A 22,329-nucleotide genomic window follows, 5' to 3' on the forward strand; every position below is an offset into this window, starting at 1 on the left:
GCCGTTTCGCACGCGGCTCGCGTCGAAACGGCAACAGACCCTAATATACGGGCTTGGTCTTATGGAGAGTCCCGGATGAACAAGTCTCTTAGCTTGGCTGGGTTGGCCGCTGCGCTGTTGCTGGCGGGTTGTCAGGCGGTCAATACCACCAGCGGTGGTGCGGTGGGTGTCGAGCGCAAGCAATACATGTTCAGCATGCTGTCGGCCGATGAGGTCAACCAGATGTACGCGCAGTCCTATCAGCAGACCCTCAGCGAGGCGTCGAGCAAGGGCTTGCTCGACAAGACCAGCCAGGATGCCAAACGCCTGCAGGCCGTGGCCAACCGCCTGATTCCGCAAGCGCCGCGTTTCCGCCCGGATGCGGCCAACTGGGATTGGCAGGTCAACCTGATCAAGAGTCCCGAACTCAATGCCAACTGCGGGCCGGGCGGCAAGATCATTTTCTATTCCGGCATCATCGACAAGCTCAAGCTGAGCGACGACGAGATTGCCGCGATCATGGGCCACGAGATGGCTCATGCCCTGCGTGAGCACAGTCGTGAGGCGATGTCCAAGGCCTACGGCATCGCCATGGCCAAGCAGGGCGCAAGCGCCTTGCTGGGGCTCGGCGAGGACAGCCTGGCGCTCGCCGACACCGTGGTGCAGTACAGCCTGACCCTGCCCAATAGCCGTGCCAACGAGAACGAGGCGGATCTGATCGGCCTGGAGCTGGCGGCTCGCGCCGGTTACGACCCCAATGCCGCGATCTCGCTATGGAAGAAGATGGAAGCGGCCGGCGGTAGCGCGCCGCCGGAGTTCATGAGCACGCACCCGGCTTCCAGCAGTCGTATCGCTTCGCTGCAGGCGGCGATTCCCAAGGTTATGCCGCTTTACGAACAAGCCAAGGCTGGCCGCTGAGAAAAGGCGCTGCCTCAGGGCAGCGCTTTTTCCGCCAGCGGGCGGTTGTTCAGGCCGAGTTGGGCGCGGAAGGTTTCCATGTCGAACATGGTGCAGATTTCCTGGATTTCGTTGCCATGGTTGAGTGTCCAGAAGGCCATGGCGGAAATGCTCAACACCCTGTCGCTGGCTGGGTAACCCAGGGCCGGGCGGGTGATGGTGCCAATCAGCGTGCTCCAGGTGCAGACCTTGTTGCCCTCACCGATGCATTCCTCGACCACGACCTGCAGATCCGGCATGGCGTGGCGGATTTCCTGCACCAGTTTGCTGAAGCCGGCGCTGTCGAGGGCCTGGCCGGTGAAGGAGCTCTTGTAGATGAAGTCGCTGCTGTGCAGTTGCTCGGTGAGGGCCAGATGGCCGCGATTCCATGACAGCTCGATGTGCTGGCGCACGATTTTCTTCTTGTCTTCCAATGGCATGCAACCTCCCGGAACATGCGTGCCAGCCTTGTAGAAGTGCTGGCACTTTAATCCCGTGGAGGCTGGCAGAAATTGGCCGAAATGACGATGAAATGACGCCGGCCAGGCGTCAGATCAACCCGCTGAGCTTCATGGCCTGATAGCCGGCATACAGCGCCAGCGCAGCGAATGCGCAGGCCGCCAGGCGACGGATCAGCGTCAGTGGCAAGCGGTCGGCGGCGAAGTTGCCGGCCAGCACCACCGGCACGTTGGCCAGCAGCATGCCCAGCGTGGTGCCGATCACCACCAGGATGAAATGGGGGTACTGCGCGGCCAGCATCACCGTGGCCACCTGGGTCTTGTCGCCCATCTCGGCGAGGAAGAAGGCGATCAGGGTGGTGAGGAAGGGGCCGTATTTCTTCAGGTTGGAGGCTTCGTCGTCGTCGAGCTTGTCCGGAATCAGCGTCCAGAGAGCCACGGCGACGAAGCTGGCGGCGAGGATCCAACTGAGGGTGGCGGGGGCGAAGAAGCTGGCGACCCAGTTACCGATGGCGCCGGCGGCGAAATGGTTGGCCAGGGTGGCGGCGATTATCCCCCAGATGATTGGCCAGGGCCTGCGGAAGCGGGCAGCGAGCAGCAGCGCGAGCAGTTGCGTCTTGTCGCCGATTTCGGCCAGGGCAACGATTGCGGTGGGGATGAACAGGGATTCCAGCATCAGGGTTCCTACAGGGGGCGGGTCGACACGGCTCATGACACGAACGACCTTCCCGCCCCGGGTGAGGTTGTGCGTGTCATAGGTCTTGTCAAACCGCAGGTCTCTCTGAGGAGACCTTGGGTCGCAGGCGCCATGCTCTGCCGAGCAAGTGTGTTGACGCATGCCATGCGAGCAGAGCGCTCGCGGGAGACTACTCCCCTAGGACGGGCGCCATTGTGCCCAAGCGCCTCGTTAGCGGCAACCCCAATTCAGCGACGCGCGCTGTAGATGCGAAAGCCCTCGGCTTCGGCCAGGGTGCGGCAGGGGCCGAGGTGGCGCTCGATCAAGGGTGGGTATTTGAGGAAGCTGTTGGCCACCAGGCGCAGCTCACCACCCTCGCGCAGGTGCCGTTTGGCCTGGGTCAACAGGTTTTCGCTGGCCTGGTAGTCGGTATGCACGCCCTGGTGGAACGGCGGGTTGCTGATGATCGCGCTCAGTTCCACGGGAGCCGATTCGATACCGCTACCCGCTATCACTTCGGCTTCCAGGCCGTTGCGCGCCAGGGTCAGGCGGCTGCTGGCGATGGCAAAGGCATCGACATCCAGCAAGGTCACCTGGCTGCCTGGATAGCGGCGCTTGAGCACCGCGCCGAGTACGCCGGCGCCACAGCCGAAATCCAGCAAATGCCCGCTGGGTATGTCCTGCAGGTGTTCCAGCAGCAGGGCGCTGCCGCGATCCAGGCGACCGTGGGCGAAGACGCCGGGCAGGGTGACGACTTCCAGTGGGCCTTCGGCCAGCGGCAGGGTGTAGGTTTGGGCCAGGCTCTGCAGATCGGGTTGTGCCGGCGCCTGCTCGACCTCCACGCACCACAGTTGGCAATGCCGTGCACTGTCCAGCTTGCGTGGCTTGCCATAGGCGGCGAGCTGCTTGGCTGCGCGTTCGATGCCGCCGCGTTTCTCGCCAACCAGGTACAACGGTTGTCCAGCCAGGCGCGAGGCCAGTGCCTGCAACAGGTAATCGGTCAGTTCGCGTGACTTGGGCAGGAACAGCACGGCCGCGCGGTAGTCGCCTAGGGGGTGTTGCGCGTCGAACTGGCAGCGACCGGGAAAGCGCGCGGCCAGGAGCGCCTGATCGCCGGCATGCCAAGTCCAGCCGTGCGCCTGCGGCAGGGCGCCGAGCAGGTCGTCGGCTGGCAGTCCTGCCAGCAACAGCTCGCCATCGAATAGCTCGGCCTGGCGCAGGAGAACTTCGCTTCGCGGATCCATGGGGGTACCTGCCTGAAAAAGCTGCGCAGCTTAACCGACCACACGCAGCGGCGCACCGGCGAAGAAGCCGGCGGCATTTTCCACGACCTGGGTGACGATGCGCTGGCGGGCTTCCTGGCTGCCCCAGGCACTGTGCGGGGTGATGATCAGCCTTGGAATGTCGGCGGCCAGCAGCGGATTGCCGTCTTTCGGGGGCTCCTGCAGCAGCACGTCGCAGGCAGCGCCGCCCAGATGGCCACGGCGCAGGGCATCGGCCAGGGCCTGCTCGTCCACCAGGCCGCCGCGCGCGGTATTGATCAGAAAGGCGCGCGGTTTCATCAGGGCCAGCTCGTTGGCGCCGATCAGGTTGCGGGTCTGTTCGTTGAGCGGGCAGTGCAGGGTCAATGCATCGACCTGCGGCAGCAGTTCGTGCAGCGCCAGGCGGTCTGCGCGCGCTGGGCGGCCGGGCAACTGGCCGAGCAGCACGCGCATGCCGAAGGCTTCGGCCAGGCGCGCGACGGCACCGCCCAGCTCGCCATGGCCGAGCAGGCCGAGGGTCTTGCCTTCGAGTTCGACGATGGGGTGGTCGAGCAGGCAGAACTGGCTGGCCTGCTGCCAGCGGCCGGCGGCGATGTCGCGCTGGTAATCGGGTAGGCGCGTGGCCAGCGCGAGCAGCAGCATCAGGGTGTGCTGGGCCACGGACGGTGTGCCATAGCCCTGGCAGTTGCAGACGGTCACGCCATGCTCACGGGCAGCCTGCAGGTCGATGTTGTTGGTGCCGGTGGCGGTGACCAGCACCAGTTGCAGTTCCGGGCAGGCGGCGAAGGTGGCGGCGTTCAGCGGCACCTTGTTGCTGATGGCGACCTGCGCGCCCTGCAGGCGTTCGGCGACCTGATCCGACTGCGTCTGGGCATGCAGGGTCAGCTCGGCGAAGGCCTGCCGCAGCGGCTGCATGTCCAGGTCGCCAAGGTCGAGGGAGGCGTGGTCGAGAAAGACGGCGCGTGGGCTGTTGCTCATCAGCTATACCTTTTCGCAGCTAGGGCACGGGAGTAGATTGGCGAGCCTATCAGACCTTCGATGCCGCTGCGGAGCCGCCATGTACTGGACCGAATTTCTCACCGTTGCCCTGATCCATCTGCTGGCAGTGGCCAGCCCAGGGCCGGATTTCGCCATCGTGGTGCGCGAGAGCGTGGCCCATGGGCGACGTGCCGGGGTATTCACCGCGCTGGGGGTAGGCGCCGGCATTCTGGTGCACGTGACCTATTCGTTGCTGGGCATCGGTCTCATCGTGTCGCAGTCGATCATGCTGTTCAATGTCCTGAAATGGCTGGCGGCCGCCTATCTGCTCTATATCGGTATCAAGGCCTTGCGCGCGCGGCCTGCCGATCCGGCCGCCGCCGAGCTGGCTCTGGCTGGTGCGGCGCGCAGCGGGCGCGGTGCCTTCGTCACCGGTTTCGTCACCAATGGCCTGAACCCCAAGGCCACGTTGTTCTTCCTGTCGTTGTTCACCGTGGTGATCGACCCGCACACGCCGCTGTCGATCCAGGCTGGCTATGGCCTCTACCTGGCGCTGGCCACGGCGACCTGGTTCTGTCTGGTGGCCTGGTTGTTCAGTCAGCCGCGTGTGCGCGCCGGCTTCGCCCGCATGGGCCATTGGTTCGATCGGCTGATGGGCGTGGTGCTGGTGGGCATCGGGGTGAAGCTGGCCTTCAGCGAAATGCGTTGAGCCAGGTTCGCAGGGGTGGAAAAAGTGAGCGCTGGGGGCGCAAATCATTCTTTGGGATGATTCTGTCGCAAGCGTAGCGCTCTAAAGTCGCAGCAGACCGTGATTCCTTTCGTGCACAAGAAGGTGATTCCATGCTGCAGACTCGTCTCATCCCCGCGGCTGCCAATGCCCATGAATACCCCTTGCTGATCAAGCGTCTGCTGCTGTCCGGCAGTCGCTACGAGAAAACCCGCGAGATCGTCTACCGCGACAAGCTGCGTTACAGCTATGCCACCTTCAACGAGCGCGTGGCGCGCCTGGCCAACGTGCTCAGCGAGGCTGGGGTCAAGGCCGGTGACACCGTGGCGGTGATGGACTGGGACAGCCACCGCTACCTCGAATGCATGTTCGCCATCCCCATGCTCGGGGCCGTGCTGCACACCATCAACATCCGCCTGTCGCCGGATCAGATCCTCTACACCATGAACCACGCCGAAGACCGCTTCGTGCTGGTCAACAGCGAGTTCGTGCCGCTGTATCAGGGCATCGCCGGGCAACTGACCACGGTGGAGAAGACCCTGCTGCTCACCGATGGCGAGGACAAGAGCTGCGAGCTGCCGAACCTGGTCGGTGAGTACGAAAGCCTGCTGGCAGCGGCCAGCCCGAGCTACGATTTCGCCGATTTCGACGAGAACTCGGTAGCCACCACCTTCTACACCACTGGCACCACCGGCAACCCCAAGGGGGTCTACTTCACTCACCGGCAACTGGTGCTGCATACCCTGGCCATGGCTGCCACCGTCAGTGCCCTGGACAGCATCCGCCTGCTCGGCAACGACGATGTCTACATGCCGATCACGCCCATGTTCCACGTGCATGCCTGGGGCGTGCCCTACGTGGCGACCATGCTCGGTGTGAAGCAGGTTTATCCGGGGCGTTACGAGCCGGACATGCTCTGCCATCTGATCAAGCAGGAGAAGGTCAACTTCACCCACTGCGTCCCCACCATCCTGCAGATGCTGCTCAATGCGCCTTCGGCGCAGGGGCATGACTTCGGTGGCATGCGCATGATCATCGGCGGTAGCGCCCTCAACCGTTCGCTGTACGAGGCCGCCAAGGCGCGTGGTATCCAGCTCACGGCGGCCTATGGCATGTCGGAAACCTGCCCGCTGATTTCCTGTGCCTATCTCAACGAGGAACTCCGTGCAGGCAGCGAGGATGAGTGCATCACCTACCGCATCAAGGCTGGCGTCCCGGTGCCCCTGGTGGAGGCCGCCATCATGGATGGCGAGGGCCGGCTGTTGCCCAGCGACGGCGAAACCCAGGGCGAGTTGGTATTGCGCGCGCCCTGGCTGACACAGGGGTATTTCCGCGAACCGGAGAAGGGCGAGGAGCTGTGGGCGCATGGCTGGCTGCACACCGGGGATGTGGCCACGCTCGATGCGATGGGGGTCATCGATATCCGTGATCGCATCAAGGATGTGATCAAGACCGGCGGCGAGTGGATCTCCTCGCTGGAGCTGGAAGACCTGATCAGCCGTCATTCGGCCGTGCGCGAAGTCGCCGTGGTAGGGGTGGCGGATCCACAGTGGGGTGAGCGGCCCTTCGCCCTGCTGGTCCTGTACGAGGGCCAGACGCTGGATGCCAAAGGGCTCAAGGAGCATCTCAAGCCTTTCGTCGAACAGGGCCATATCAACAAGTGGGCCATTCCCACTCAGATCGCCCTTGTTACTGAAATTCCCAAGACCAGTGTCGGAAAGCTGGACAAGAAGCGCATTCGCCTGGACATCACCGACTGGCAGCAAGCCGGGAGTGCTTTTTTGTCCACTCTGTAATGGGCGTGGGAGCTGGGTAGCAGAAGTGACTACCCAGTCAAACAAGCGTTTGGCTTGCTAATTGCTGTTTAGCGTCCATGCTTGACTGAACGCAGGGGCTGAAACCTGCGGGCCAGAGTGCCTGAGGGCTGCAAATCACACTTTCGAGGGATCAAGCAGTACCACCTGCTGGCTATAGTCAAAGCATCCATAACAAAAAACACATGGAGTAGCGTCGATGACAAAAACAACACCCTACTGGCGCCTGGCAAAACTGCCGCTGGCCGTCAGCCTCGCTTCCACCCTTGCCGCTCCGGCATTCGGCGTCACTTTCAATATCGGTGAAATCGAAGGGCAATTCGATTCATCGTTGTCGGTGGGCGCTAGTTGGTCTACCCAGAGTGCGGACAAGGATCTTATTGGCTTGAACAATGGTGGCCGTGGTCTGTCACAAACTTCTGACGATGGTCATGCCAACTTTAAGCGCGGCGAAACCTTCTCCAAGATCTTCAAAGGTATACACGATCTCGAATTGAAGTACGGTGATACTGGTGTGTTCGTGCGAGGTAAGTACTGGTATGATTTTGAGTTGAAAGACGAGAGTCGTCAGTTTAAAGATATTAGTGATAGCAATCGCAAAGAGGGCGCTCAGTCATCTGGTGCCGAAATACTCGATGCATTTATTTATCACAATTATTCACTCGCAAGCCAGCCGGGTTCTGTGCGATTGGGTAAGCAGGTTGTCAGTTGGGGTGAAAGTACATTTATTGGTAACAGCATCAATGCGATTAACCCCATTGATGTTTCTGCGTTTCGCCGTCCAGGTGCAGAAGTCAAAGAAGGCCTTATTCCAGTAAACATGTTCTACGTTTCTCAAAGTCTCACAGAAAATCTTTCTGCCGAGGCTTTTTATCAGCTTGAGTGGGATCAAACAGTTGTTGATAACTGTGGGACTTTCTTTTCTCAGGCAGATATTGCCGCTGATGGGTGTGATGACAATTTTCGAGTGCTCAACAAGCGATCTACTCTCAGTGGCGCAGCGCTTACTGGGCTCGCGAATTTTGGAGTCGATGTCAATGAAGAGGGTGTACGTGTTGCTCGTTCCAGTGATCGTGATGCGCGCGATAACGGGCAATGGGGTGCGGCTTTCCGTTACCTAGCGGAAAGTATTGATACCGAGTTTGGCCTCTATTTCATCAACTACCATAGCCGTGCGCCGATTTTCAGTGCTACAGGGGCACCCGCATCTCTATACACGGCAGTGGCAGCTAGCCCTCTCGCTCCGTTAATCATCGCGGGTAACTCTTCTTACTTCATGGAGTACCCGGAGGATATTCGGCTCTACGGTCTTAGCTTCTCCACCACCTTACCAACTGGCACGGCTTGGAGTGGTGAATTTAGTTATCGTCCCAATGCTCCAGTGCAGCTAAATAGCACGGATATCCTCTTCTCGGGGCTTACGCCGTTGCCTGGGCGCGGCGGAGTATCCTTGCTACAAGGTACGCCTGGGCAAGATCAGCGGGGCTATCGCCGCAAAGAAATTAGCCAGTTTCAGACCACGTTCACTCATTTCTTCGATCAGGTCATGGGCGCCTCACGTCTAACTCTTGTTGGTGAAATTGGTGTTGTCCACGTTGGAGGCCTTGAAGACAGCTCAAAAGTTCGTTACGGGCGTGATCCAGTATTTGGGCCGGGGCCGCTTGCTGGTACAACTTGCCAAGGGCTTAACAACAATACTGTTGCGGGGGCGGGAGCCGGTGCATCCACAGCTAACGTATCGAAGTACTGTGAAGACGATGGTTTTGTCACCAGCACCTCTTGGGGTTATCGGGCTCGTGCAATTTGGGACTACCCGAATGCTCTGGCTGGAGTGAATCTTCGTCCCAGTGTCGCTTGGTCTCATGACGTAAATGGTTACGGTCCAAATGGTCTGTTCACCGAGGGTGCTAAGGCGGTAAGTCTTGGTCTGAATGCTGAGTACCAGAATACCTACACTGCCGACCTGTCCTACACCAGCTTCTTCGACGGCAAGTACAACACCTCCGTTGACCGTGACTTCGTCGCGCTCAGCTTCGGTATGAACTTCTAAGCGGTCAGGAATTTCGAGGAATCATGATGCAAATGAAAACAACAAAAAAACTGTGGCAAAGCGGCGTCCTGACCCTGTCTCTGCTGGCAACCAGCGTGATGGCGGCAGTGTCGCCCGATGAAGCTGCGAAGCTGGGCAACACCCTGACTCCGGTCGGTGCCGAGATGGCTGGTAATGCCGATGGTTCGATCCCTGCCTGGACCGGCGGTCTGCCGGCCAACGCAGGGGCGGTCGATCCGCGTGGCTTTCTTGCCGATCCGTTCGCCAACGAGCAGCCCCTGTTCACCATCACTGCGCAGAACGTCGATCAGTACAAGGACAAGCTGACCCCCGGCCAGATGGCCATGTTCAAGCGCTATCCGGAAAGCTACAAGATGCCGGTTTTCCCGACCCATCGTTCGGCCAACCTGCCAGCTGCCGTGCTGGAGGCGACCAAGCAGAACGCGGTGAATACCAAGATGGTGGAGGGCGGTAACGGTCTGGAGAATTTCAAGACCGCCAACCCCTTCCCGATCCCGCAGAATGGTCTGGAAGCGATCTGGAACCATATCACCCGCTACCGCGGTGGCAGCGTGCGTCGTCTGGTGACCCAGGCGACTCCGCAGCCGAACGGTTCCTACTCGCTGGTCTACTTCCAGGACGAGTTCACCTTCCGCGATGCGCTGACCGACTTCGACCCGAGCAAGGAAAGCAACGTACTGTTCTACTTCAAGCAGCGCGTTACAGCGCCGTCTCGTCTGGCCGGTAACGTGCTGCTGGTGCACGAGACCCTCAACCAGGTGAAGGAGCCGCGTCTGGCCTGGTTGTACAACGCCGGTCAACGCCGTGTACGCCGTGCTCCGCAGGTGTCCTACGATGGCCCGGGTACCGCAGCCGACGGCCTGCGTACCTCGGACAACTTCGACATGTACAACGGCGCGCCGGATCGTTACGACTGGAAGCTCGAAGGCAAGAAGGAGATCTACATCCCCTACAACGCCTACAAGCTCGACTCGCCGGAGCTGAAGTACTCGGACATCATCAAGGCCGGGCACATCAACCAGGATTTGACCCGTTACGAGCTGCACCGAGTCTGGCACGTGACCGCGACCTTGAAGGCGGGCGAGCGTCACATCTACGCCAAGCGTGACTTCTACATCGACGAAGACACCTGGCAGGCCTCGCTGATCGACCACTACGACGGTCGCGGCACCCTGTGGCGCGTGGCCGAGGCGCACTCGCAGTACTACTACGACAAGCAGGTGCCCTGGTACACCCTGGAATCCCTGTACGACCTGCTGTCCGGTCGTTACCTGGCCCTGGGCATGAAGAACGAGGAGAAGCAGGCCTACGACTTCAACTACAAGGCCTCCAGCAGTGACTACACCCCAGCGGCCCTGCGCCAGGCGGGTGTGCGCTAAGCACCATTGCAGCACGCAAGACGAACGAGCCGGCCAAGTGCCGGCTTTTTCGTTACCGTCTGTAGCGGAGCCTTCAAATGCCCTGTGCAAGCCGCTAGTCTGAGGCAGGTCGCCCCCTGCTGATCGATGCTCCCAAGGACCGGCCGATGACCGATCTCTCACGCTTGTCAGGATTGTCCAACGCGATGGAGGCGCGCTTCTATCGACCGCCGTTACCGGCGGGTTATGTGCCCAGACCACGCTTGTGCGAGCGTTTGCACAGCGGTCTGCAGGGCCATCTGCTGTTGGTGTGCGCGCCAGCAGGATTCGGCAAGAGTTCGCTGGCCATCGAGTTCTGCGAGCGTCTACCTGCGCACTGGCATAGCCTGTGGCTCGGCCTGAGCGAGCGCGATGCTGATCCCGGGCGCTTTCTGGAGCGTTTGCTCCTGGGCTTGCAGCAGTTCCATCCAGGGCTTGGCGGTGAGGCGCTGGCGCTGCTGAAAATGCGTCAGCGACATCAGCCCTTCGCCTTCGAGCAATGGCTCGACGGGCTACTCGATGAGTTGGCCCAGGTGCAGGACGAGGCTCGGCCACTGTTGCTGGTGCTGGATGATTACCACCTGGCCCAGGGTGTCGTGCTGGATCGTTGCCTGCAATTCTTGCTCAACCATCTGCCGCCCAGCGTGCTGCTGCTGGTGACCAGTCGTCAACGTCCGGACTGGCACCTGGCGCGCTTGCGCCTGTCGCGGCAATTGCTCGAGTTGAGCGAGCAGGATCTGCGCCTGACGGCCGAAGAGCTGGATGTGCTGCTGGCCAATCAGGGCGCGCACCTGCAACCACGCCAGATGGAGGCCATTCTGCAGCGCAGCGAGGGCTGGGTCGCGGGCTTGCGCCTGTGGTTGCTGGCGAGCGAGAAGGGCGGTGATGAGCGCTGCGAACCATTGGTTCTGCTGGGTAGCGAAGGGCTGATCCGCGATTATCTGCTGGAAGAGGTGATCGAGCGGCAGCCGGCCGATGTGCAGCAGTTTCTTCTCGAAACCGCCTGTCTGGAGCGCTTCTGCGCTTCGTTGTGTGATGCCGTGCGCGATAGCCAGGACAGTGCCGCGATCATTCGTCAGTTGCAGGCCAACCAGGTATTTCTGGTGCCGCTCGATGAGCAAGGGCGCTGGTTCCGTTATCACCATCTGTTTTCCGACCTGCTCAAGGCTCGCCAACAGGAGGCCTCGGAGCGTACTCGCGAGGGCACGCACCTGCGTGCCTGTCGCTGGTTTGCCGCCCAGGGGCTGTTGGATGATGCAGTCGAGCAGGCGTTGCTGGCCGGGCACAGCGATGTCGCGGCCAATCTGGTGCAGAGCCTGTCCGAGGAGCAGCTATTGGGCGAGCAGAACATCGCCATGCTGTTGCGCTGGAAGACCAATCTGCCCGATAGCCTGCTGGCCAGCACGCCACGTCTGATCATGCTCTATGGCTGGGCGTTGGCCTTGGCCTGCCAACTGGATGCTGCGCAGGAACTGCTCCAACAGCTCGAACGCTTTCTGCCAGCAGCCGAGCCGGTCACCCAGCGCAGCCTGTTGGCCCAGTGGCAGGCGCTCGATGGCGTGATAGCCCGTGGCCGTGGCGATGGCGAACGGGCCGAGCGGCAGTGCAGCGAAGCACTGGCCGGCCTGAAGAGCGAGCGTTATGGGCCGCACTTCATGTGCCTGGCCTGTCTGGCCAACCTTGCCGTGGTGCGCGGTGACCTGTGGCGCGCGCGAGGGCTCAATCGCGATGCGCTGGAGTTGGCCCAGCGCGTCGGTAACCCCTTGTTCGAGGCCATCGCCCACTATGAGCGGGCGCGGGTGTTGCAAGCCCGTGGTGAAGTGCTGCGTGCGCAAGATGAGGTGCACCAGGGGCTCTCCTGCCTGCAGGGGCTGTCCGCGCAGCGTAGCTATTCGGTACGCGCGCGCCTGCAGATCTACCAGGGCTACCTGCACAGCCTGCGCCTGCAGCCGGTCGAGGCGCTGCAGCATCTGCAGCGGGGCGTGGCCGAAGCCAGGGCCTGTCGAGATGTCGGCGTGCTCATCGGCTACTGTGTGATGGCCAGTCTGGAGGGCCGTTGCGGGCGCAGTGCCGAGGCCTTCGCCTTGCTCGGCGAGGCCGAGCGGCTGATGCATGTCTGGGACGTGCCGGCGGTCTACTACCTGGCCATGATCACCCTGATCAAATGCGAACTCTGGTTGCGCCAGGGACAAATCGAGCTGGCCGCTGCCTGGTTGCCGCAACTGCAGGCCACCTATGGCGAGAACAGCCGTAACAGCGCACCGGAATTCCATCCGCAATTGGCGTTGCACATCGAACTGCAGATAGCGGCCCTGATCCGTTTGCAAGGCGACATGAACACGGCGGAGCGGCGTTTGCGTGCCCTGGTACAACAGGCGCAGGCCTTGGGCGGGCATCTGGTGGCCGTGATGGCGCAGGCACAACTGGCGCAACTGTTGCACCAGGCGGGCAATGTGCGCGAGGCGCGGCAATTGCTCGATGCCTGCCTGGAGGCCGCACGGAGTGGCGTGCTGCTAGCGTTCGACGAGTTGTTGCAGCACCAGCCGCATTGGTTGGCGGCGCACCTGGCCGAGCGTCCAGACGAACCCTTGCGCGAAGCCTTGCTCGCACGGCTGCCTGCGCCCGTGGCCGAGGAAGTGCTGGTAGAAGCCGCACCAGCGGAGAAACTCAGCACGCGGGAGCTGGCAGTGTTGCAGTTGATTGCCCGGGGTTGTTCCAACCAGGAAATCAGCGAGCGGTTGTTCATCTCGCTGCATACGGTCAAGACCCATGCCCGCCACATCAACAGCAAGCTGGGGGTGGAGCGGCGCACTCAAGCCGTGGCGCGGGCCAAGGTGCTGGGCTTACTGGCCTGAAGGCGGCAGGGTCAGGTCGAGCGTCTTGGGCTTGGCCGGCGCAGCCACTGGCTCGGCCATCTTGCGCTTGACGTCGTCATGAATGACGCTGAGCACCGGTAGCAGGCTGGCCATGTTCTCGCGCACCTGGGGGTAACGATGCTCCTGGCTGATCTGCTCGATGCGGGCGAGTAGCTGGGCTTGCATGTCGACCGGCAAGTGGATGAACAACTCCGGCAATTGCTGGCTCACCTCGGCGCTGTACAGCAGCAGTTCGTCGCGACCGAAGGCCTGGGTCAGGTTCAGATAGTCGAGGGCGCCGGAGGTGAGCATGGCGGCCGCTTCCTTGGTTTCCTGCAGGCCCTGCAGGCGCACCGAGTTGCTTTGCTCGCTCTGTGACAGGGTCATCCAGAACTCGGTGGTCAGGCTGAACAGGATCGCCTGCTGGCGCAGCGAGTAACTCATCAGGCCCAGCGCTTCGGCTGCATAGGGCTGCTGCTTGGCGCGGAAGTCGAAATACAGGCGCATCAGTTCCTTGAGCTGGAACAGCATTTCCCGCGCTTCGTTCTGGCGCAGCTCCAGAGGGGCGTAGATGTTCAATTGCGGGCGGAAATTCTCCGGCGACACCATGCGCTGATAGATCGGCCCGGTGAACTCACCGCTGCGTCGGGGCAGGGCGTTGGCCTGAGTCTCGTCCACCTTGCGCAAGGCCTCCAGCAATTGCTGGTAGTCGCTGCTGCGCCAGGGCTTCTGCGTATCGGGAATGCGCTGGCCGAGGTAGAACAGTTCAGCGGCATGCACGGGGATGCAGACCAGCAAAAGGATGGCCAGCGGCCAGAGCAAGCGGCGTGCTAGGGTGTTCGGCACAGTGATCATCCGCGGTTGAAGGCAGCCTCAGAGTACCTAGCTCGTCGCGCTTCGTCACCCGCGCCTTGGTTGGGAGGAGCGATGGACGAGCATGGGGCGGTACGCGCCGTTTTCGAGGATCTCGGCGGTTATGGGGCGCTGGCGCGGCAGGGCAGTGACGGCCCGCTGGTGGGGCACCTGCAACGCACCAATATCCAGCTGGCGGCCATCCCGGTGTTTACCCGCAAGGGACTGGAGGATGTCACCGTCGGTGACCTGCTCGAGGCCGCCCAGGTTTCCCGGCGCACCTTCTACAAGTATTTCGCCAACAAGATGGAGGTGCTCGAGGGCATCTACCAGACCGCCGTGCAACTGCTGCTGGCGCGCTTTCGCGAAATGCAAAGCGTGGCCGGCAGCCCGGCGGCCTGGCTGCGCGCCATGGTCGAACGTTTCTTCGACTACCACCTGGCGGTGGGGCCGATCATCCGCATGATGCAGGAGGAAGCGCTACGTGCCGGTTCCCCCCTGGCCGCGCATCGTCGGCATTCCCACGAGGAGATGCTGCGACTACTGATCGAGCGCCTGGAGCCGGAGCTGCAACCGCGTGATCCGCTGGTCTATCGAGCGCTGATCTGGGCGCTGGAGTCCACCTCCCTCGACCTGCTCGGACGCAACGCCAGTCGCGAAGAGATCGAGCGCGCCAAGGCCGTGCTGGGGGATCTGCTGATCGCCTCGCTCTGCCCCGGCTCAACCTAGGTTGGGCGGTGTTCGCCGGGCAATCGTGGTCTGATCGTGCTTTTCCATAACAAGAATCGAGGTGCTCTGCATGTCCGCCCATAGCCTGCCCCTGCAACCGCCGTTGGCTGCCGGTTTTGCCCGTCTGGGTTTTGGCGCCTTGCCGCTCGAGCGTCTGAAGGCGCGTTATGGCAACCCCGATCAAGGCTCGCGCTATGTCGAGATTGATGGGTTCAACGTCCACTACCGTGACGAAGGCAGCCGTGATAAGCCTGCATTGGTGCTTATCCATGGCGTGGTCGCCTCCTTACACACCTGGGATGGCTGGGTGCAGGCCTTCGCACCGCATTACCGCATCATCCGTTTCGACGTACCGGGCTTCGGTCTCACCGGACCTGCCCGCGACGGTGAGTACTCGGCCGAGCGCATGTTGCGGGTGATGGAGCAGTTGCTCGATTACCTGCAGGTAGAGCGCGCCGTGCTCGCCGGTAATTCCCTGGGCGGTTACATCGCCTGGAACTTCGCCCTGGCACAACCGCAGCGGGTCAGCAAACTGGTACTGATCGACCCGGCTGGCTACCACATGAAAAAGGTGCCATGGATGATCGCCTCCGCTGCCTTGCCTGGCTCCACCATCGCCATGCCGCTGTGGATGCCGCATGCGCTGATTGCCCAGGGCATCCGTGAGGTCTATGGCGAGCCGGGGCGAATCAAACCTGGTGTGGTGGATCGTTACTACGACCTGTCGCGGCGGCCGGGCAATCGCCGGGCGATGATGGATATCTTCCGCGTGCTGCTCAAGGTGAACAAGACGGAGCTGCAGGGCACGCCGCAACGGGTGGCGCAGATCCAGACGCCCACTCTGCTGATGTGGGGCGAGCGTGATCGCTGGATCTCGCCCAAGCACGTACCGCTCTGGCAGCGTGACCTGCCGGGTATCCAGGTCAAGGTCTACCCCGGTGTCGGGCATATACCCATGGAGGAGATTCCCGAGCAGAGCGCGGCTGACGCGATGAAATTCCTGCTGGGTTGAATGACGAGTTACCTGGCCCGGCAGTAGTCGGGCCAGGTGGCCAAGAAAAAGGTTCTTCGCTTTTTGGGGGGAATGCTTGGCTGATACCGAATTGCCGCGTTTTTGTTGAAAGTTTTGGTTTCGCCCTCCCGGGCGAGTCACTTTTGCCCCGGATGGCCGGCCCGACAAAAGTAACCAAAACCCTCCGCCCGATCATCCGGCCCTGGCTGCGCCAGGGTTCGCTCACTCCATCGCCGTTCCAGAGGCCCGCCGCGGTGGGCCATCCCTGGCCCATCGCGGCTTTCGCGACATCCATGTCGCTCAACCTCTTACACGACGACTCCGTTCGCCCTCCTGGGCGGGCTCTGCACGCGCCTGAACGTTAGGTAACCCAGAAGTAGCACGGAGTGCTTGTACATCTGTCAGCCCCAGGGCTGACCGGGATGCCGGCCGCAGGCCGGCAAGCTATCCATGCGTATGAAACTGCGCGAATGAAACTATTGGTTTAATTCGACGGCCACATCGCGACTTCACAACTGTCAGAGCACTCAGGACTAACCTGGCATACCTGTTTGTTCAGGCGCGCAAATGCCCCCTTCAGGAGGCCGAACGTAGGCATTGCGCAGGGGGCGAGCGGCATGGATGCCGCGAGAGGCTTAAAGGGCCAGGGATGGCCCTTGTAAGCCGACCCCGGAGCGGTGCCGGAGTGAGGGAAGTCGAGCGCAGCATGACGGGGACGCCTAGTTCCGGATGGCGGGGGTGCGTTTCTTTTGCTTACTTTTCTTTGCGCTGGGCGGCAATCCGATTTCAAAGAAAAGTGAGTCGCCCGAGGGGGCGAAACCCGGAATCTCTGAATACACCGCAGCGGCGTCCAAAACACCAACACAAGCCAGCACACAAACTTGCCAGTCCGGTATCAGGGCTGACTTCCCAAGATTCCGTAAAGAACCGAGAAAAAGGCTGCGTCGCATGCCTCCTTGGCCGAGCCGAGACGCCAGCAGCCTGTCAGGCCGCCAGCCTGTTGGCCCAGATTCTGTCAGAGGATCAGGCGGCGTTGGCCTGGCCCTGTGCGGCACCATCGAACTCTTCTCGTGCGCTGTACAGCAGGTCGAGGTTGTCATGTTGCCAGGGATGGAAGCCACCCTTGAAGAAGTCCCGGTAGGTGCCGAGCAGCGGGCGGAACACGCCGTCCTTGCCCCACATCCAGCGCAGCCCGTCGCGCCAGATGCGCCAGTTCCACAACAGTCCATCGACCTTGAGCATGTGTGCCAGACCCTGCAGGGTGTCCTTCACGAAGAAGAAGGTGGCCATGATCATGGCGCGGCGCAGCATGAAGCGGCTGCCGCAAACCTGGTTGTAGACATCGAATGCCACCGCCTTGTGTTCGGTTTCCTCCAGGGCGTGCCAGCGCCACAGGCGCGCCAGGGCAGGGTGGGCGCCGTCCATGTAATGCGGGTTGCGCAGCAGGCCGTCGGCCATGATCGCGGTGATGTGCTCCAGTGCAGCCGTGGTGGCCAGCAGGCGCTCGGGCGAGAAGCGTTTCTGGATGAAGCGGATGCGCATGCGGGCACGTTTCTCGATGCGCCCGATGTCGTAACCCAGGTCACGCAGGCGTTGGCTGTACTCCAGGTGTTCGCGGCTGTGGTGGCCTTCCTGGCCGATGAAACCGCGAATCTGCTCCTTGAGCAGCGGGTCTTCGATTTGCTCGCGGAAATGTCGCACCGAGTCGATGAAGAAGCGCTCACCATCGGGAAACAGCGCCGACATGGCATCGAACAGGTGGCTCTTGAAGGCATCGCCGCCATGCCAGTGGCGCGGCAACGGATTGGGCAGGTCGAAATCCATGTGCCGGGGACGAATCTGCAGCCCGGCCGGAGTGGTGCTGGCCATATGGCCTCCATCTGCTTGTTATGAACCCTAGTCCACTATGCGCAGGTTGCACGAAGGTGCACAGGTTCTTAGCAGCCATAGTTCAGGTCATATCCGGCCACTTTTTTCATCGCCATTAAAAAGTTCGGCGCTATGGTGTTCATGGATGATTAAGGTCGATTCGTCCATGCGTCATATATGGCCAGATTGCCGATGAATCAGAGTTTTCTCCTGGCTGCCGAACGGGTGCCCGTCGCCTATGCCGAGGCGCTGCTGAGCCTTGCCGAGGAACTGGGCGTACCCCGTACCAGCCTGCTCGCCGCTGCTCGTGTCAGGCCCGAGATACTGGGCAATCCCGCAGAGCGCCTGTCCTTCATCGATTTTCATCAGCTCACCCAGGCTGCGCTCGAGCTTTGCCAGGAGCCGGCACTGGGGCTGATTCTCGGGCAACGGCTCAACGTGTCCACCCATGGCATTCTTGGCTATGCCGTGCTGGCCAGCGCCAACCTGGGCAAGGCGCTGCAATTCGCCTTGCGCTACTACCGGGTGCTGGGCCTGGCCTTCGATCTGGAGCTGGTCGAGCAGGGGGGCTACACCGAGCTACGCGCGGTGGAAACCCTGCCCATGGGGATGCAGTCCTGCTTCGCCGCCGAAGGCTTGCTAAGCAGCATGCACACCATCGTTCGCTTCCTGCTGGCGGACGATCTGCATGGCCTTGCCGTCGGCTTCGCCCATGCCCCGCCGCCTCATGCAGCGCGTTACAAGGAGGTGTTCGGCGTGCCTGTGCAGTTCGAGCAGGCCTATCACTGGATGCGCTTGCCCAGCCATTACCTGCCGCGCCCCATGGCCCTGGCCAACCCCGCCACGGTGCAAATGTGCGAACGCCAGTGCGAAGCCCTGCTGGCTAGTCTCGACGTGCAGGACGAACTGCTCACGCGGGTTCGCCGCTTGCTGCTGGCGCACCCCGGTGATTTTCCCGACCTCGACGGCGCCGCGCAGGCGCTGCACACCAGTGCGCGCAGCTTGCGTAGGCACCTGGCGCAACTGGGCACCAGCTACCAGCAGGTGCTCGACGACGTGCGCCGTCGCCTGGCCCTGCAATACCTCAGCACCACCCACCTGCCACTGTTCGAGATCGCCCATCTGCTGGGCTACAGTGACCCCTCGAATTTCCGCCGTGCGTTCCGCAAGTGGACGGGTAAACTGCCGAGTGAATACCGCCACGAGGACGTCTGATGAACCCCGCAGCACCCGCGTTGATCCGCGAAACTTTCCCTGTCGGGCCTTTGCAGTGCAACTGCGTTTATCGGTTCTGATCTAGAGTGTTGATTTAGAAGCGTTTTCCTGGATTTTCCCTTTTCAATCAAAAGCTTGCAGAGTTGCAGTGTTGAGCATCTTTTGGCGCTTTTTTGCAGTATGCAGCACGCTGTGTGTGCCAGATTTGTGCCGGAGAAAGTAGGGTAACAATCCATTTTTTGGCCATTCCCAAGAGGGTGGGTGGCTGAAAGGGCACACCTCCGATTTTCTATCCTTCAAGTGTCAATATTGCGCCGTATCTCGGCTCATCCAGCCTCAGAGATCATCGGTATTGGTCCTGACTCCAGTGGTAAGAAACAGAGGAGTTTCCTACCTTCTGAACTGCACTGCATTGCACGAACCTGACGGCATTCGCAAACCCCTGCAGCCTTGAGCATGATGTATGCCCTGGCTGAGACGAGTGCCAGCCCATGCAAGCTCTGCTTACTGTCGATCAGCTTTCTACCTACCTGCATAAGTCTGTTGCCAGCATTCGCAGTGACGTTACGCGCAATCCTCAGGCGCTGCCGCCGCTGTGTCGGTTGCCCGGCACCAAGCGCTTACTCTGGCGCGTTGAAGATGTAGAGCGGTGGTTGGCAGAGCATGTGGTTGTAGCCGCAGTGGCTATATCTGCCAGCGCTGAACCGCGTCGAGGCCGTCCGACCAAGGCGGAGCAAATTGCCAAGCAGCGCCAGCTGTCCCGATGAGTCAGGAGGCAGAAACTGCCCCGCGATCTCTTGCTGCTCGTTTGGAGAGTATCCGTAGGTCATCGCTTCCTAAGCAGCCCCCAGAGAATTTACCTCATCAGTTGTTCTTACCTGGGCTGAGTGAGCTGTATCGGGCAATTCCCAATCATATTGCGCGCTCTAGTCTGTTCGCTCCGGTCGCTCGCGGCAGCAAGCGCATGCACAAGGCGACGGTTCTATTCAGCCGCAAGGATGCAGTAATCACTTTTTGGGGCGAGCAGCTGGACGAAACTCAGGCCGATGTCTGGATGCAGTTAATGTACGAGGCAGTCAAAGTACCGCTGGGCGAGCCTGTTCCGATTAATCGGGCCAAGCTGCTACGTGCTATCGGCAGGCAAACAGGAAACTACGAATACCAGTGGCTGCATCGAACGATGGAGGCACTGACTTTTGCGATGTTGATTGCGCAAGTTACAAAGCAGGGAAAACTCAAATTTGAAGTTGGTCGAAGTGAATCTCTGCACATGATCGACAAGTTTGCCTTTGACCCAGGGCGAGAGTGCTACACCGTCAGTGTCGACCCCCGTTGGCGGCATCTGTTCAGTAATCGGGAATTTGCGCTGATCGACTGGCATAAGCGGTTGCAGATTCGAAAAGGGCAGGATATGGCCAGAGCCTTACAGCGTTTGGTGGCTACTTCAAACGAGGCTGTGCAGCGTTATTCGCTTGTTTGGCTTAAAGAGTTACTACAGTACTTTAGCCCTATGCGCAAATTTCGCGCTTCTCTATTGGCTGCGATGCGTGAATTGGAGCGGGTTGAGGTGATTGCAGCGGGGCGTATCGAGAAAAGTAGCAAAGGAGAAGAACAAGCTGTCTGGCAGCGGCTGTGAATGCCTCGGGGTTGGATTCCTCCTCCATCGGGGTTGGGTTCCCTGCTGTCGGGGTTGGATTCCGCTTCTTCGGGGTTGCGTTCCTCAGTGTGAGTTCAACGCAAGGAGGGACGGGGTCTCCAGACTGATCAATGGCTCTCTACCTTTCTTCTACCTTTTTCTACCAAGGCCAGAGTGTGGATAACCGGACTATGCCCTACAGCCAGACGCCTAGCTCAACCATTCGGTCTTGCACGGATCGTTGACCGAAAGGGTTGAGGGCATACTGGGCGATGTCGCTGGCTCCAGTGCTCATGCGATAAAACGACTCATCTCTAAGTCGTGAAATTTCAGTTTTTGTGAGTTCTAGATATATGAAGTCATATATGCCTAGCTCCTTTAGCTCAGAAGATATATTTTCAGCGTCCAGGCACATCTTTATACAGCGGTAGGGCGATATTTCTTCTGTTTTATGGATTTTGTTGATTGTCTGGTGAATTTTGTATAGGGCAATTGATTCGCTGAGATCGCTTAAGGTGTAGGGTTCGCTGTTTAGTGATTTTGATATTAAATTTATTTCAAAATTGGTTGCGGATTCTCTGAAAAATATAGTGTTCCCCGTCATGACGTCGAGGCTGCCTTCCTCGTCGCCCTCAAATGCGCAGCATGTATAAGTGCAGATGCTCCATAGCTCTTCTGTTGAGTCTGACCAAAGAGCAGTCCAGAGTCGTTCTGGCCCTTCGTGAAATAGACCTGCGCAATCTGGGAATAGTGACCCAAGTAGGTGCAGTATCCGCGTGGGGTTCTGGCCGACATCGCCCTTGAAGTACTTGTACCACTTGTTTGAGTCTTTTGTATCTGTCCAGCCGAGGTGGACTGTCTCTCTGTCAAACCAGTCGCTGAACTGACATGGATTTTGTGCGCCAACTCGGATTCTTAAGGAGTTCATGAGTGCAACGGTTTTTAACTGAAGGCGCTGCTTTTCCTTAGAGTTTCGAGGGCGAGCCATGTCCGAGTCCTTGGTAAAAAAATATAAATAACCATACCGGGCATCAGCTAACAGTCAAATGCTAAATATGCCTATCAATGCCAGTTGTTAGCAGATGAGGCGATTCTATGAGTTCTGTTTTGGTGAAGCTTGAAGAGAAGTACGGCCCCTTGATGACGGTCGAGCAGATTGCACAGGTGCTTAGTAGGAAAACCAGCGGCTTAAGGGCGGTTCTGCAATGCCCTACGGAGCAGTGGATGTTTGAGCTGAATAGTGTCAAGCGAAGAATCGGGCGGCGTATATATTTTCCGACGGAGTCAGTAGCTGCCTTGTTAAATGGAGAGTTTGATCCAAGCCATAAAGCGATCCTTGAAGATCAGTCTTCATAAGAGGTGTTTATGTCCAAGAGCTTATCTGAGCGAGTTGCGGATCACGTTAAAGCAAAAGCTGCAGCCAGCCAGGCCTCACGAAATAGGGCCGCGTTTCTGATGCATCGGCAGGGGGTTGAGTCAGCATTGGCAGATGGCTGGTCACTGTTGGCGATCTGGCAATTACTCCATGAGGAAGGCCAGATCGTATTCAGCTACCAAGCGTTTCGGCGTTATGCGAAGTCCTTGCTCTTGCTTCCAGGTCAAGAACATTTACGCCCAGGTAGGAAAAATCCACAGGATGTAGATGATTCTGCCGCTCCTTCTGCGCAGAAGTCTTTTGCTATCAGCCAAAAGCCTTCGCAGAAGTAACCATGACGAACAATATCCGTTCAATCTTTACTGTTCTTGCGTTGTATAAGGCCAATTGCAGCCTATTTGGCGTGCAGTGGTCGGAAATCAGCCTTTCCCTTGGCGTTCAAATTTTCTGCCGGCTTTTTTCGCCATAGGTGTGCCAGAAGAATCGCG

Annotated in this window: 20 protein-coding genes; 13 read left to right on the forward strand and 7 right to left on the reverse strand. The window is 60.1% G+C overall.

Annotation, left to right across the window (positions count from 1 at the left end; genetic code table 11):
• Positions 1 to 75: 75 nt before the first annotated feature.
• A complete protein-coding gene (locus tag PVE35_RS04190) occupies positions 76 to 897 on the forward strand; it encodes a M48 family metallopeptidase (protein ID WP_268181525.1) in 822 nt (273 codons plus the stop codon).
• A 14-nt stretch (positions 898 to 911) separates the two neighbouring features.
• Here PVE35_RS04190 and PVE35_RS04195 read toward each other — a convergent pair whose 3' ends face one another.
• The 4 genes from PVE35_RS04195 to PVE35_RS04210 form a co-directional block, all read right to left on the reverse strand.
• Positions 912 to 1,355, reverse strand: a complete 444-nt coding sequence (locus PVE35_RS04195; protein ID WP_268181527.1) for a ketosteroid isomerase-related protein — start codon at positions 1,353 to 1,355, stop codon at positions 912 to 914.
• A gap of 109 nt (positions 1,356 to 1,464) precedes the next feature.
• A complete protein-coding gene (locus PVE35_RS04200; protein ID WP_277374848.1) occupies positions 1,465 to 2,046 on the reverse strand; it encodes a TMEM165/GDT1 family protein in 582 nt (193 codons plus the stop codon).
• 251 nt (positions 2,047 to 2,297) lie between these two features.
• On the reverse strand, positions 2,298 to 3,293 hold the full coding sequence (locus PVE35_RS04205) for a class I SAM-dependent methyltransferase (protein ID WP_277373903.1): 996 nt from the start codon (positions 3,291 to 3,293) through the stop codon (positions 2,298 to 2,300).
• A 30-nt stretch (positions 3,294 to 3,323) separates the two neighbouring features.
• Complete coding sequence (locus PVE35_RS04210; RefSeq protein WP_277373904.1) at positions 3,324 to 4,289, reverse strand: 2-hydroxyacid dehydrogenase; 966 nt, start codon at positions 4,287 to 4,289, stop codon at positions 3,324 to 3,326.
• 79 nt (positions 4,290 to 4,368) lie between these two features.
• Between PVE35_RS04210 and PVE35_RS04215 the strand changes: the two genes are divergently transcribed.
• The 5 genes from PVE35_RS04215 (at position 4,369) to PVE35_RS04235 (ending at position 13,153) form a co-directional block, all read left to right on the forward strand.
• Positions 4,369 to 4,998, forward strand: coding sequence for a LysE family transporter (locus tag PVE35_RS04215; RefSeq protein WP_268181533.1), 630 nt, complete (start codon positions 4,369 to 4,371; stop codon positions 4,996 to 4,998).
• 131 nt (positions 4,999 to 5,129) lie between these two features.
• Positions 5,130 to 6,812 carry a fatty acid--CoA ligase gene (locus tag PVE35_RS04220; protein WP_277373905.1) on the forward strand — a complete coding sequence of 561 codons (1,683 nt, stop codon included), beginning with the start codon at positions 5,130 to 5,132 and terminating at the stop codon, positions 6,810 to 6,812.
• Between the two features lie 217 nt (positions 6,813 to 7,029).
• On the forward strand, positions 7,030 to 8,880 hold the full coding sequence (locus PVE35_RS04225; protein ID WP_277373906.1) for a DUF1302 domain-containing protein: 1,851 nt from the start codon (positions 7,030 to 7,032) through the stop codon (positions 8,878 to 8,880).
• A 32-nt stretch (positions 8,881 to 8,912) separates the two neighbouring features.
• On the forward strand, positions 8,913 to 10,280 hold the full coding sequence (locus PVE35_RS04230) for a DUF1329 domain-containing protein (protein ID WP_277373907.1): 1,368 nt from the start codon (positions 8,913 to 8,915) through the stop codon (positions 10,278 to 10,280).
• 146 nt (positions 10,281 to 10,426) lie between these two features.
• Positions 10,427 to 13,153 (forward strand): LuxR C-terminal-related transcriptional regulator, encoded by a 2,727-nt coding sequence (locus PVE35_RS04235; protein ID WP_277373908.1) that lies wholly within the window; start codon positions 10,427 to 10,429, stop codon positions 13,151 to 13,153.
• Here the strand turns inward: PVE35_RS04235 and PVE35_RS04240 are convergent.
• On the reverse strand, positions 13,142 to 13,999 hold the full coding sequence (locus tag PVE35_RS04240; RefSeq protein WP_277373909.1) for a hypothetical protein: 858 nt from the start codon (positions 13,997 to 13,999) through the stop codon (positions 13,142 to 13,144). The genes PVE35_RS04235 and PVE35_RS04240 overlap by 12 nt on opposite strands.
• Before the next feature lie 81 nt (positions 14,000 to 14,080).
• Between PVE35_RS04240 and PVE35_RS04245 the strand changes: the two genes are divergently transcribed.
• Together PVE35_RS04245 and PVE35_RS04250 are read left to right on the forward strand one after the other, a co-directional pair.
• Entirely contained in the window at positions 14,081 to 14,734 is a 654-nt protein-coding gene (locus PVE35_RS04245) for a TetR/AcrR family transcriptional regulator (RefSeq protein WP_277373910.1), read from the forward strand.
• A 70-nt stretch (positions 14,735 to 14,804) separates the two neighbouring features.
• Positions 14,805 to 15,746: an alpha/beta hydrolase gene (locus PVE35_RS04250; RefSeq protein WP_268181545.1), complete on the forward strand. Its 942-nt coding sequence runs from the start codon at positions 14,805 to 14,807 to the stop codon at positions 15,744 to 15,746.
• 1,023 nt (positions 15,747 to 16,769) lie between these two features.
• Here PVE35_RS04250 and PVE35_RS04255 read toward each other — a convergent pair.
• Positions 16,770 to 17,615 (reverse strand): metal-dependent hydrolase, encoded by an 846-nt coding sequence (locus tag PVE35_RS04255; protein ID WP_277373911.1) that lies wholly within the window; start codon positions 17,613 to 17,615, stop codon positions 16,770 to 16,772.
• Positions 17,616 to 17,807: 192 nt separating this feature from the next.
• Here PVE35_RS04255 and PVE35_RS04260 point away from each other — a divergent pair, with 192 nt between their 5' ends.
• From PVE35_RS04260 to trfA, 3 genes are all read left to right on the forward strand, one after another.
• Positions 17,808 to 18,830: an AraC family transcriptional regulator gene (locus PVE35_RS04260; protein ID WP_277373912.1), complete on the forward strand. Its 1,023-nt coding sequence runs from the start codon at positions 17,808 to 17,810 to the stop codon at positions 18,828 to 18,830.
• Positions 18,831 to 19,321: 491 nt separating this feature from the next.
• Entirely contained in the window at positions 19,322 to 19,597 is a 276-nt protein-coding gene (locus PVE35_RS04265; RefSeq protein WP_079389535.1) for a hypothetical protein, read from the forward strand.
• Positions 19,594 to 20,466 (forward strand): plasmid replication initiator TrfA, encoded by an 873-nt coding sequence (trfA, locus tag PVE35_RS04270; RefSeq protein WP_052156664.1) that lies wholly within the window; start codon positions 19,594 to 19,596, stop codon positions 20,464 to 20,466. Before PVE35_RS04265 ends, trfA begins: the two co-directional genes overlap by 4 nt.
• 196 nt (positions 20,467 to 20,662) lie before the next feature.
• Here the strand turns inward: trfA and PVE35_RS04275 are convergent, their stop codons facing one another.
• Positions 20,663 to 21,454, reverse strand: a complete 792-nt coding sequence (locus PVE35_RS04275; RefSeq protein ID WP_277373913.1) for a hypothetical protein — start codon at positions 21,452 to 21,454, stop codon at positions 20,663 to 20,665.
• A gap of 107 nt (positions 21,455 to 21,561) precedes the next feature.
• On the opposite strand from PVE35_RS04275, the gene PVE35_RS04280 reads away from it, so the two are divergent.
• Positions 21,562 to 21,822, forward strand: coding sequence for a hypothetical protein (locus PVE35_RS04280; RefSeq protein ID WP_052156663.1), 261 nt, complete (start codon positions 21,562 to 21,564; stop codon positions 21,820 to 21,822).
• A 9-nt stretch (positions 21,823 to 21,831) separates the two neighbouring features.
• On the forward strand, positions 21,832 to 22,173 hold the full coding sequence (locus PVE35_RS04285) for a TraK family protein (protein ID WP_139205573.1): 342 nt from the start codon (positions 21,832 to 21,834) through the stop codon (positions 22,171 to 22,173).
• The last annotated feature ends 156 nt before the right edge of the window (positions 22,174 to 22,329 follow it).

This window comes from Pseudomonas sp. AA-38, from assembly GCF_029457475.1.
Classification (GTDB): domain Bacteria; phylum Pseudomonadota; class Gammaproteobacteria; order Pseudomonadales; family Pseudomonadaceae; genus Aquipseudomonas.

Excerpts from the sequence above, each read along its gene's own strand:
- PVE35_RS04220 (WP_277373905.1), top strand. The coding sequence starts at position 5,130 with ATGCTGCAGACTCGTCTCATCCCCGCGGCTGCCAATGCCCATGAATAC.
- trfA (WP_052156664.1), top strand. The coding sequence starts at position 19,594 with ATGAGTCAGGAGGCAGAAACTGCCCCGCGATCTCTTGCTGCTCGTTTG.
- PVE35_RS04255 (WP_277373911.1), bottom strand. The coding sequence starts at position 17,615 with ATGGCCAGCACCACTCCGGCCGGGCTGCAGATTCGTCCCCGGCACATG.
- PVE35_RS04280 (WP_052156663.1), top strand. The coding sequence starts at position 21,562 with ATGAGTTCTGTTTTGGTGAAGCTTGAAGAGAAGTACGGCCCCTTGATG.
- PVE35_RS04225 (WP_277373906.1), top strand. The coding sequence starts at position 7,030 with ATGACAAAAACAACACCCTACTGGCGCCTGGCAAAACTGCCGCTGGCC.
- PVE35_RS04285 (WP_139205573.1), top strand. The coding sequence starts at position 21,832 with ATGTCCAAGAGCTTATCTGAGCGAGTTGCGGATCACGTTAAAGCAAAA.
- PVE35_RS04260 (WP_277373912.1), top strand. The coding sequence starts at position 17,808 with ATGAATCAGAGTTTTCTCCTGGCTGCCGAACGGGTGCCCGTCGCCTAT.
- PVE35_RS04235 (WP_277373908.1), top strand. The coding sequence starts at position 10,427 with ATGACCGATCTCTCACGCTTGTCAGGATTGTCCAACGCGATGGAGGCG.
- PVE35_RS04190 (WP_268181525.1), top strand. The coding sequence starts at position 76 with ATGAACAAGTCTCTTAGCTTGGCTGGGTTGGCCGCTGCGCTGTTGCTG.
- PVE35_RS04205 (WP_277373903.1), bottom strand. The coding sequence starts at position 3,293 with ATGGATCCGCGAAGCGAAGTTCTCCTGCGCCAGGCCGAGCTATTCGAT.
- PVE35_RS04230 (WP_277373907.1), top strand. The coding sequence starts at position 8,913 with ATGAAAACAACAAAAAAACTGTGGCAAAGCGGCGTCCTGACCCTGTCT.
- PVE35_RS04245 (WP_277373910.1), top strand. The coding sequence starts at position 14,081 with ATGGACGAGCATGGGGCGGTACGCGCCGTTTTCGAGGATCTCGGCGGT.
- PVE35_RS04210 (WP_277373904.1), bottom strand. The coding sequence starts at position 4,289 with ATGAGCAACAGCCCACGCGCCGTCTTTCTCGACCACGCCTCCCTCGAC.
- PVE35_RS04215 (WP_268181533.1), top strand. The coding sequence starts at position 4,369 with ATGTACTGGACCGAATTTCTCACCGTTGCCCTGATCCATCTGCTGGCA.
- PVE35_RS04195 (WP_268181527.1), bottom strand. The coding sequence starts at position 1,355 with ATGCCATTGGAAGACAAGAAGAAAATCGTGCGCCAGCACATCGAGCTG.
- PVE35_RS04275 (WP_277373913.1), bottom strand. The coding sequence starts at position 21,454 with ATGGCTCGCCCTCGAAACTCTAAGGAAAAGCAGCGCCTTCAGTTAAAA.
- PVE35_RS04250 (WP_268181545.1), top strand. The coding sequence starts at position 14,805 with ATGTCCGCCCATAGCCTGCCCCTGCAACCGCCGTTGGCTGCCGGTTTT.
- PVE35_RS04265 (WP_079389535.1), top strand. The coding sequence starts at position 19,322 with ATGCAAGCTCTGCTTACTGTCGATCAGCTTTCTACCTACCTGCATAAG.